The following is a 9263-nucleotide window of genomic DNA, read 5'->3' as shown; positions in this document are numbered from 1 at the left end:
ATTGTCGCCAATGTCATAGCGTGGAGTAAGCATGTTCGAGTCAGCCGAGCTGGGTCATCACCTGGGGCGCGAGGCGTATGAAGCCGAAGTGTCGGAATTGCGGGAAGCCCTGCTGGATGCGCAGCACGAGCTGAAAGAACGGGCGGCCGGACCGGTGATCATCCTGATCAACGGCATGGACGGCGCCGGTCGCAGCGAGACGCTGGCCCAGATCGACGCCTGGCTCGATCCCCGGCTGGTGCCGGTCTACGCACAGACGGCGATGTTCGCCGATCCGGTCGATGAAGCGACCGGCCGGCCCTGGCTGTGGCGCTACTGGAATGCGCTGCCGCCGCGCGGGCAGATCGGCGTCTACTTTGGCAGCTGGTATTCCGACGTGCTGTTCGGCCGCGTGTATGGCCAGACCACCGAGCAGCAGGCGCTGCAGGCGCTGGCCGAGACACTGATGTTCGAAAAGCAGCTGGCTGCCGAGGGCGCCAGCATCGTCAAGTTCTGGCTGCACCTGTCCAAGGCCGACCAGAAAAACCGGCTGAAGTCGCTGGAAAAGGACCCGGCCACGCGCTGGCGGGTCAGCGAACGCGACTGGCAGCACGTAAAGGATTACGACGCCATCCGTGCCGAGGCCGAGCGGATGCTGCGCGCGACCAGCATTGCCGAATCGCCGTGGGTGGTGGTCGAGGGACTGAATGCCCGCTACCGCGAAATCACCGTCGGTCGCACGCTGCTGAACATGTTGAAGGCCGGGCTGGAACACAATGCCAAGCCGGTCGTCCACGACGATACCCCGCCGTTGCTGCCACCGGTCGACGGCGTGATGCTGCTCGACACGCTGCAGCTCGACCAGCCGCTGGACAAGAGTGAATACAAGGCACGGCTGGCCGAACTGCAGAGCCGGCTGGCGCAGCTGACCCGGGAAGCGGCGTTCGCCAACCATTCGCTGCTGATCGCCTTCGAGGGCAATGATGCCGCCGGCAAGGGCGGGGCGATCCGCCGGCTGGCGATGGCGCTGGATGCCCGCCGCTACCGGATCATCCCGGTCGCCGCACCGACCGAGGAAGAACGCGCGAAGCCGTGGCTGTGGCGCTTCTGGCGCCATGTGCCGAAGCGTGGCGGCATCTCGATCTTCGACCGCACCTGGTATGGCCGCGTGCTGGTCGAACGGGTCGAGGGCTTCTGCCGCGAGGTCGACTGGATGCGCGCCTACAACGAGATCAACGACTTCGAACGCCAGTTGCATGCCGCCGGTGCGATCGTGGTCAAGTTCTGGCTGACCATTTCCAAGGAAGAACAGCTGGCCCGCTTCAAGGCCCGCGAGGAAACCGGCTTCAAGCGCTTCAAGATCACCGATGAAGACTGGCGCAACCGTGACAAGTGGGACGACTACAAGCTGGCGGTCTGCGACATGATCGACCGCACCAGTACCCATCATTCGCCGTGGACGCTGGTCGAAGCCAACAACAAGTACTACGCACGCATCAAGGTGCTGGAAACCGTCTGCGCCGCCATCGAGAAGCGGCTGGCGGAAGGCGCCAAGGGCAGCAAGAAGGGCAAGCTGGCCTGATCCTGCCATGAGCGATGGCCTGCCGCCCCTGCACACCCTGCCTGCCTTTGCCGCTGCGGCGCGGCTGGGCAGCTTCCAGGACGCCGCCGCGCAACTGGCGCTGACGCCGTCGGCGGTCAGCCACCGCATCCGTGTGCTGGAAACCCATCTCGGCCAGGCGCTGTTCGTGCGGGGACACCGTCAGGTGCGGCTGACCGAGGCCGGCCAGCGCTATCTGGCGGGGGTGGCGCCGGCGCTGGAAGCGCTGTCGGCGGCGACCTCCGCGCTGTCGCCGCGTCCGCTGCGTCGCCTGCGGCTGTCGGTGGCACCGGCACTGGGCGGCAAATGGCTGGTCGGCCAGCTGGCGGCCTGGCAGACGCAATATCCCGATATCGAGCTGGAACTCACCACCTCCATCGACCTGGCGCCGCTGCTGAATGGCGAGGCCGATCTCGCGCTGCGTTTCGGCGAGGAAGACTGGCCGGGCTTCGATGCCTGGAAGCTGTTCGATGCGACCGTGTTCCCGGTCTGCAGTCCGGCGCTGTTCAATACCCTGGACGGCCTGCCCGATCCGTCCGCCCTGCTGCGCACCCGCCTGCTGCGCCACCCGCTGCTGTCATGGTCGCGCTGGTTCGCCGCCGCCGGCCTGAGCGTGCCCGAGCCTGAACGCGGGCCGAGATTCAACGATGCCCTGCTGATGCTGGAGGCTGCCGTGGCCGGGCAGGGCGTGGCGCTGATGGTCGACGCGCTGGCGGCGCCGTATCTGGACAGCGGCGCCCTGGTCCGCCCGCTGCCATGCGCGTGCCCGGACCGGGCCTTCTACGCGGTGGCGCTGCCACGCGGCCATGCGCAGCCGTGGATCACCGACTTCATTCGCTGGCTGGTCCACCGCGCCCGCGGCTGAGCCTTTCCCGGTCTGGTTTCGCTTCGGATGAAAATGATTCATCCGTGAGCGAAAGCTTTCATTTGTCTGCCTGTCCGATCCCCGCCAGTCTGTCCCTACCGACACGCGCCATGCGTTGTCCGTGATCTGCCGGCTCCACCCCTGCCGGCCAGCGGCGACGCGTGCCCCATCCCGATCCGGGGTGGCCAGTGGTTTTCCCTTTCCCCGGACATCGATGGAGTACGAAAAATGAGCATGGAACAACGCAACGGCTGGATCTGGATGGATGGTGAATGGCTGCCCTGGGGCGATGCCCGGGTGCACGTGATGACCCATACCCTGCATTATGGTTATGGCTGTTTTGAGGGCATCCGTGCCTATCCGACCGCCAGCGGTCCCGCCCTGTTTCGCCTGGACGACCATATCCGCCGGCTGCGCGACTCTGCCCGGCTGATGGCACTCGACCTCGACTGGTCGGCCGATGCGCTGGCCGACGCCTGCCGCGAGGCCGTGCGCCGCAACGGGCTGACATCGGCCTATCTGCGGCCGCTGCTGTTTCTCGGCGCGGAAAAGGCCGGGGTCGACCCGGCCGGCGCGTCCACCCACGGCATGATTGCCGCATGGGAATGGGGCGCGTATCTGGGGGACGGCGCGCTGGACAACGGTATCCGGGTCAAGACCTCGTCCTTCGTCCGCGCCTCGCCGAATGCGCAGCTGTTCCGGGTCAAGGCGGTGGCCGGCTACGCGAACTCCATTCTGGCCTGCCGCGAAGTGCGCCGGGACGGCTACGACGAGGCGCTGCTGCTGGATGGCGATGGCTACGTGGCCGAGGGCTCGGGAGAAAACGTGTTTATCGTCCGCGATGGTGAACTGATCGAACCGGACAGCGCCTGCGCGCTGGACGGCATCACCCGGCGCACGGTGATCGCGCTGGCGGCCGATATGGGGCTGACCACCAGCCGGCGGCGGCTGACGCGCGACGACCTGTACCTGGCGGACGAGATGTTCTTCACCGGCACGGCGGCCGAAGTGACGCCGGTGGTCGAACTCGACCGGCGGCAGATCGGCGACGGCCGGCCCGGGCCGGTAACCCGGGCACTGCAGGCGCGCTACTTCGCCTGCGTGCGCGGCGAGGACCGCAGCCACCCGGACTGGCTGCAGCCGGCCTGAGCGGCGTGCACGGGCCGTGCCTCAGTGCAGCACGAAGTGGCGCGGCTCGGGTTCCAGCGGCAGGGCGTCGCCATCGTCGAGCATTTCCCGCAGCGAGGTCTCGATGGTGTGGCAGATCGCACCGAGCGCCAGGTCGTTCGGCTGGACGCCGAACGGATCGGCGATTTCCTCGCCGATTTCGTCCAGACCGAAGAAGGTGTAGGCGATAAAGGTCGAGATCAGCGGCGTCAGCCAGCCGATGCTGCTGGACAGGGCCATCGGCAGCAGCAGGCAGTAGACCATCACCGTGCGGTTCAGCAGCACGTGATAGGTATACGGGATCGGCGTGCCGGCAATGCGTTCGCACGCGCCGACCACCTCCGACAGCGTGCACAGGCTGCGGTCCATCGACTGCAGTTGCAGGTCGCTGATCCAGCCGTGCCGGTGGGCCTGGCTGGCGGTTTCACCGAGCCACAGCAGCAGCATGGCCGGCTTGAAGCGTGCGCTGCCGATGCGCGCGGCCACCTCGGCCGGCAGCAGCCGGTCCAGGTCGGCCTGGGCGTCGTCGTTGCGCAACTGGTGGCGCAGCGAGTGGGCAAAGGCGATCTGGCCGTTGACCATGTGCCGGCGGCAGTCGGCATGCAGCGGCGACACCAGCGACAGCACCTGTCGCGTCAGCGACCGGGCATTGATCAGCAGGCTGCCCCAGTGCTGGCGCGCTTCCCAGAACCGGTTGTAGCTGACGCTGTTGCGGAAGCCGAGAAAGATTGCCAGCGCCAGCCCCATCAGCGTGAACGGCTGCAGGTTCAGCACTTCCCCGGGAAACAGGTGGGCCCACCACGGCGTGGCCAGCACGCAGAACACCGAAATGGCGAACACGATGCCCAGCTGCGGCAGAATGCGGCGGAGAATCGAGCCGTGCCAGACGAACAGCAACTGCAGCGACGACTTGTGCGGACGGATGATCATGCCATTACTCCGCCGGTTTGCGCTTCGAGGCCAGCATCTCGCGCAGATTGGCCAGCCTGGCCTTGCCCTCGTCGCGGGTCACCTGCTGCGGCTGGCCGGGCTTGCCGAAGAAGCGGATATCGTCGCCGTTGATCTCGCCGATAAAGCGCGACGGTTCGCAGAACACCCATTCGCCGGCGCGCTTGCGCTTTACACAGTGGCTCAGGGTCAGCGTGCGCTGCGCGCGGGTAATGCCGACATACATCAATCTGCGTTCCTCTTCGACCATGCCGGTGTCGATCGATTCCTGATGCGGCAGGATGCCTTCCTCGCAGCCGATCAGGTATACATGCGGGTATTCCAGCCCCTTGGACGCGTGCAGCGTGGACAGCCGCACCGCATCCGGCGCCTCTTCGCCCTCGCGACCCTCGAGCAGCGTGATCAGGGCGATGGTCTGGGTCAGCTCGACCAGGTTCTTGCCATCGGCCTCGCCCTTGCGTTCCAGCCAGCCGCACAGCTCCTGCACGTTCTTCCACTTGCTTTCCGCCGGACGCGGCTCCTCGCTGTCATACAGCCACTGCTCGTAGCGGATGGCCGTCAGCAGTTCGCGGATCAGCGGACCGGCCGGTTCGCGCACGGCGCGGAACCCCATCCGTTCGATATAGTCGCAGAACTGCTGCAGCGGTTCGAGCTGCGCCGGCTGGATGCGGCCCTGCAGACCGTGCTCGCGCGCGGCGGTGAACAGCGAGACATGGCGCTCGCCGGCATAGGCGCCAAGCTTTTCCAGCGTGGTATTGCCGATGCCGCGCTTGGGGGTGGTCACGGCGCGGATAAAGGCCGGGTCGTCGTCCGGGTTGGCGATCAGGCGCAGATAGCCGAGCACATCCTTGATTTCCGCCCGGTCGTAGAACGACTGGCCGCCGGAAATGGCATACGGAATCTTGTGTTCGCGGAATACCTGCTCGATCAGCCGCGCCTGGTGATTGCCGCGGTAGAGCACGGCATAGTCGCGGAAATCGGTCCGGTGTTCGAATTTGTGCGCCAGCAGCCGCTGGGCGACCATGTGCGCTTCGCCATCGTCGTCGCGGCACTGCACGGCCCGCAGCGGCTCGCCGAGCCCGAGTTCGCTCCACAGCTGCTTCTCGAACAGCTTCGGATTGTTGGAAATCACGCTGTTGGCCGCGCGCAGGATGCGGGCGGTCGAACGGTAGTTCTGCTCCAGCTTGATCACGTGCAGGCGCGGATAGTCACGCGGCAGTTGCGCCAGATTCTCGACATTGGCGCCGCGCCAGGCGTAGATCGACTGGTCGTCGTCGCCGACTGCCGTAAACATGCCGCGCACGCCGGCCAGCAGCTTGACCAGCAGGTACTGGCAGGTATTGGTGTCCTGGTATTCGTCGATCAGCAGATAGCGCAGCTTCGCCTGCCATTTTTCCAGCGCTTCGCGGTCGGTCTCGAACAGCCGCACCGGCAGTCGGATCAGGTCGTCGAAGTCCATTGCCTGGTAGGCGAGCAGCGTATCCTGATAGTTCAGATAGATGCGGGCGGCAATGCGCTCGAACTCGTTGCCGGCGCCGACCAGCGCGCTTTCCGGCGCCAGCAGGTCGTTCTTCCAGCGCGAGATCTGGCTCTGCACCCGGCGGATCTCGTCCTTGCTGGTGGTGGCGAGCAGATCGGAGATGATCTTTGCGGCATCGGCCGAATCGAGAATCGAAAACTGCGGCTTGTAGCCGACGCGCGGCGCTTCCTGGCGCAGAATTTGCAGGCCTAGCGAGTGGAAGGTGCTGACAGTCAGTCCGCGCGACGCGTCGGCCGGCAGCAGCTTGCCGACCCGCTCCAGCATCTCGCGCGCCGCCTTGTTGGTGAAGGTGATGGCGGCGATATTGCGCGCCGACATTCCGCCTTCGCGAACCAGATAGGCGATCTTCTGCGTGATGACCCGCGTCTTGCCGCTGCCCGCGCCGGCCAGCACCAGCAGGGGGCCGTCAAGGTAGCGGACCGCCGCGCGCTGCGGCGGATTCATATCGGCGATGGACATCGTGCGGGCCTGTGGCTTCCTGAGTTCGTCAACAAGGCGTCGTATTCTATCAGGTAAGATCGGCCTGACCCGCCAGGCAGACCACTGGTACGGGCCGGGCACGAAAGGCGCCAGCAGGACCAGCGCCGGCCTGATGATGCAAATATCTGGAGAAAACATGGCCACCTACGCGATCGGCGACATTCAGGGCTGCTTCCGTCAATTCGAACAACTGCTCCGCCTGATCGACTTCTCCCCGTCACGCGACCACCTGTGGCTGACCGGCGATCTGGTCAACCGCGGGCCGGATTCACTCGGCATGCTGCGCTGGGCATTCAAGTACCAGGACAGCCTCAGCATGGTGCTCGGCAATCATGACCTGCACCTGCTGGCAGTGTCGGAAGGCTTTGGCCGGGTCAAGCCGGACGATACGCTGCTCGACATCCTGGATGCCGCCGACGGCAAGATCCTGCTCGACTGGCTGCGCATGCAGCCGCTGATGATCGCGGGCGAAGGCTATGCGATGGTCCACGCCGGGCTGCTGCCGTCATGGAGCATCCGCAAGGCCCTGCGTCTGGCTGAAGAAGTGGAAGCCGAACTGTCCGGGCCGAACTACCGGGCCTTTTTCAGCCGCATGTACGGCAACAAGCCGGTTCGCTGGAGCGACGACCTGAAAGGCATCGACCGGCTGCGGATGATCGTCAACGTGATGACGCGCATGCGGCTGATCACCCGCGACGGCGAACTGGATCTGGCCTTCAAGGGCGAACTGGCCGATGCACCGGCCAGCCTGATCGCCTGGTTCGATGCGCCGAACCCGCGCTGGAGCGATACGCCGCTGATCTTCGGCCACTGGTCGGCACTGGGACTGCGGCTGGACGACCGTGTGCTGGCCATCGATACCGGCTGCCTGTGGGGCGGCAGCCTGACGGCGGTCAGGCTGTCTGATCGGCAGGCGTTTCAGCTGCCATGTCCCACGTTTCGTCCTGTCCAGCAGGCAGCCTGAGCGCGCCGGCGATACGGGCGTAGGCGGTCAGCGCCAGCTGGTGGCGACTCTGGTTGACGGCATGGTACGGCGTGGGGAAGGTCAGTTCGACAATGGTCTGGCGTTCGCTGAGCAGCCGCCAGACCGAGCCGAGAAAGTGGATCTGGTCGATGTACGGCGCGGCCGTCGACAGCTCGCCACTGGCGTTCAGATAGCGGATGGCAACCGGTTGCACCACGCTGCCGGCGCGCAGCGCCGACTCGAACAGTGACGCCTTGAATGGCAGCAGCCGGGCACCGTCGGTGGTGGTGCCTTCGGGGAAGACCGCCATCGCGTCCCCGCTGAGCATGGCATTGGCCAGCATGTCGTTGACGCGCATCGCATCGCGCCGCGAACCACGTTCGATATACAGCGTGCCGGCACGGGTCACCAGCCAGCCGAGCACCGGCCAGCGGCGAATCTCGCTCTTGGCGACAAAGCGTGACATCGACACGCTGCACATGGCGAAGATGTCCAGCCACGACACGTGGTTGGCGACCAGCAGCGTATTGGCCGGAATCAGCTCCGGCTGGTTGCCGATGACGCGGATCTCGACACCGGTCAGCCGCAGCAGGCGCCGCGACCAGTCGCGGCCGGCGTGAGCGCGGCCGGCGCGATTCAGTTTGCCGTAGCGGAAGGAAACCAGGCCGAGGCCGGCCATCAGGTGGCCGAGCAGGCGGGCGACGCGCCACAGGCGGCCGGGCAGGGGAAGACGGTTGTTCATGACGCTGAAAATACCTGCAATTGGCTACGATCTCAAAAAACCCTGATGGACGCAAAGCGCATCAGCACTGGCAGTGCGGGCAGTAAAAGCTGGAGCGCTGGCCGATGCGCACGCTGGCGACCGGACCGCCGCAGACCGGGCATGGCCAGCCGTCTCGGCCGTAGACCGCATAGGTCTGCTGGAAGTAGCCGGGCTTGCCGATGGCGTCGGTAAAGTCGCGCAGCGTGCTGCCGCCGGCGGCAATGGCACGGGTCAGCACTTCACGCACTTCCGCGACCAGCCGCGCGCAGGCATCGGCATCCAGGCTGTTTGCGGCGCGGCGCGGATCGATGCGGGCGGCGAACAACGCCTCGTTCGCATAGATATTGCCGACGCCGACCACTACATGGTTGTCCATCAGCACGGTCTTGATGGCTGCGCGCTTGCTGCGGGTGGCGGCATACAGCCGCGCGCCATCGAACTCCTCCGACAGCGGTTCCGGCCCCAGCCGCGCCAGCAGCGGGTGCAGTTCGGGCGGACCGATATGCCAGAGCACCGCACCGAAGCGGCGCGGGTCGCGAAAACGCAGCGTGCTGGCGCCGAACACCAGATCCAGATGGTCATGTTTTTCCGGCGCCAGGCCGGTCTCGACCATGCGGATGCTGCCGGACATGCCGAGGTGCATGATCAGCCGGCATTCCTGGCCGAAGTCGATCAGCAGGTATTTGGCACGGCGCGACACGCTGCGTACCGTCAGGCCGGTCAGGTGGGCGGGCAGGGCAGGATCGATCGGCCAGCGCAGGCGCGGATCGCGAATAGTGACGTCGGTGACGGTCCGGCCGGTGATGTGCGGCGTCAGGCCGGCGCGCACGGTTTCGACTTCGGGGAGTTCGGGCATCGATTCAGGCGGCAGCAAAATACGATAACGCGCGATGATACGGTACGGAATGCTGCTGAGCGGCGTGTTATGCTGAAAAGTATCAACCTCTTTGTCCACTT

The 9263-nt window shown here is 65.9% G+C and carries 8 protein-coding genes; 4 read left to right on the top strand and 4 right to left on the bottom strand.

What is annotated here, in order from left to right; genetic code table 11:
* The first annotated feature begins 31 nt into the window (after positions 1-31).
* The 3 genes from pap to DFO50_RS11055 all read left to right on the top strand — a co-directional run bounded on the left by pap (position 32) and on the right by DFO50_RS11055 (position 3593).
* Complete coding sequence (pap, locus tag DFO50_RS11065) at positions 32-1561, top strand: polyphosphate:AMP phosphotransferase (RefSeq protein ID WP_036386157.1); 1530 nt, start codon at positions 32-34, stop codon at positions 1559-1561.
* A gap of 7 nt (positions 1562-1568) precedes the next feature.
* Positions 1569-2444, top strand: a complete 876-nt coding sequence (locus DFO50_RS11060) for a LysR substrate-binding domain-containing protein (protein WP_112692507.1) — start codon at positions 1569-1571, stop codon at positions 2442-2444.
* 228 nt (positions 2445-2672) lie between these two features.
* Positions 2673-3593 (top strand): branched-chain amino acid transaminase, encoded by a 921-nt coding sequence (locus DFO50_RS11055; protein ID WP_028499592.1) that lies wholly within the window; start codon positions 2673-2675, stop codon positions 3591-3593.
* A 21-nt stretch (positions 3594-3614) separates the two neighbouring features.
* Here the strand turns inward: DFO50_RS11055 and DFO50_RS11050 are convergent, their stop codons facing one another.
* The gene (locus tag DFO50_RS11050; protein WP_112692506.1) at positions 3615-4541 is read right to left on the bottom strand and encodes a bestrophin family protein; all 927 of its coding nucleotides are present in this window, start codon (positions 4539-4541) and stop codon (positions 3615-3617) included.
* Positions 4542-4545: 4 nt separating this feature from the next.
* A complete protein-coding gene (locus DFO50_RS11045; RefSeq protein WP_028499590.1) occupies positions 4546-6558 on the bottom strand; it encodes a UvrD-helicase domain-containing protein in 2013 nt (670 codons plus the stop codon).
* A gap of 157 nt (positions 6559-6715) precedes the next feature.
* On the opposite strand from DFO50_RS11045, the gene DFO50_RS11040 reads away from it, so the two are divergent.
* A complete protein-coding gene (locus DFO50_RS11040) occupies positions 6716-7543 on the top strand; it encodes a symmetrical bis(5'-nucleosyl)-tetraphosphatase (RefSeq protein ID WP_028499589.1) in 828 nt (275 codons plus the stop codon).
* On the opposite strand, the gene DFO50_RS11035 is transcribed toward DFO50_RS11040, so the two are convergent.
* Together DFO50_RS11035 and mutM are read right to left on the bottom strand one after the other, a co-directional pair.
* Positions 7473-8285: a lysophospholipid acyltransferase family protein gene (locus DFO50_RS11035; RefSeq protein WP_028499588.1), complete on the bottom strand. Its 813-nt coding sequence runs from the start codon at positions 8283-8285 to the stop codon at positions 7473-7475. The genes DFO50_RS11040 and DFO50_RS11035 overlap by 71 nt on opposite strands.
* Before the next feature lie 61 nt (positions 8286-8346).
* Entirely contained in the window at positions 8347-9162 is an 816-nt protein-coding gene (mutM, locus tag DFO50_RS11030) for a bifunctional DNA-formamidopyrimidine glycosylase/DNA-(apurinic or apyrimidinic site) lyase (RefSeq protein WP_028499587.1), read from the bottom strand.
* Between the last annotated feature and the right edge of the window lie 101 nt (positions 9163-9263).

It is taken from the genome of Microvirgula sp. AG722 (genome assembly GCF_003269145.1).
GTDB classification, from domain to species: domain Bacteria; phylum Pseudomonadota; class Gammaproteobacteria; order Burkholderiales; family Aquaspirillaceae; genus Microvirgula; species Microvirgula aerodenitrificans.
Note: the sequence above shows the minus strand (reverse complement) of the source record. Positions and strands in the feature narration are given on the sequence as shown.

Bases quoted from the DNA above. Each gene is read 5' to 3' on its own strand.
- pap (WP_036386157.1), top strand. From the start codon at position 32: ATGTTCGAGTCAGCCGAGCTGGGTCATCACCTGGGGCGCGAGGCGTAT.
- DFO50_RS11060 (WP_112692507.1), top strand. From the start codon at position 1,569: ATGAGCGATGGCCTGCCGCCCCTGCACACCCTGCCTGCCTTTGCCGCT.
- DFO50_RS11055 (WP_028499592.1), top strand. From the start codon at position 2,673: ATGAGCATGGAACAACGCAACGGCTGGATCTGGATGGATGGTGAATGG.
- DFO50_RS11050 (WP_112692506.1), bottom strand. From the start codon at position 4,541: ATGATCATCCGTCCGCACAAGTCGTCGCTGCAGTTGCTGTTCGTCTGG.
- DFO50_RS11045 (WP_028499590.1), bottom strand. From the start codon at position 6,558: ATGTCCATCGCCGATATGAATCCGCCGCAGCGCGCGGCGGTCCGCTAC.
- DFO50_RS11040 (WP_028499589.1), top strand. From the start codon at position 6,716: ATGGCCACCTACGCGATCGGCGACATTCAGGGCTGCTTCCGTCAATTC.
- DFO50_RS11035 (WP_028499588.1), bottom strand. From the start codon at position 8,285: ATGAACAACCGTCTTCCCCTGCCCGGCCGCCTGTGGCGCGTCGCCCGC.
- mutM (WP_028499587.1), bottom strand. From the start codon at position 9,162: ATGCCCGAACTCCCCGAAGTCGAAACCGTGCGCGCCGGCCTGACGCCG.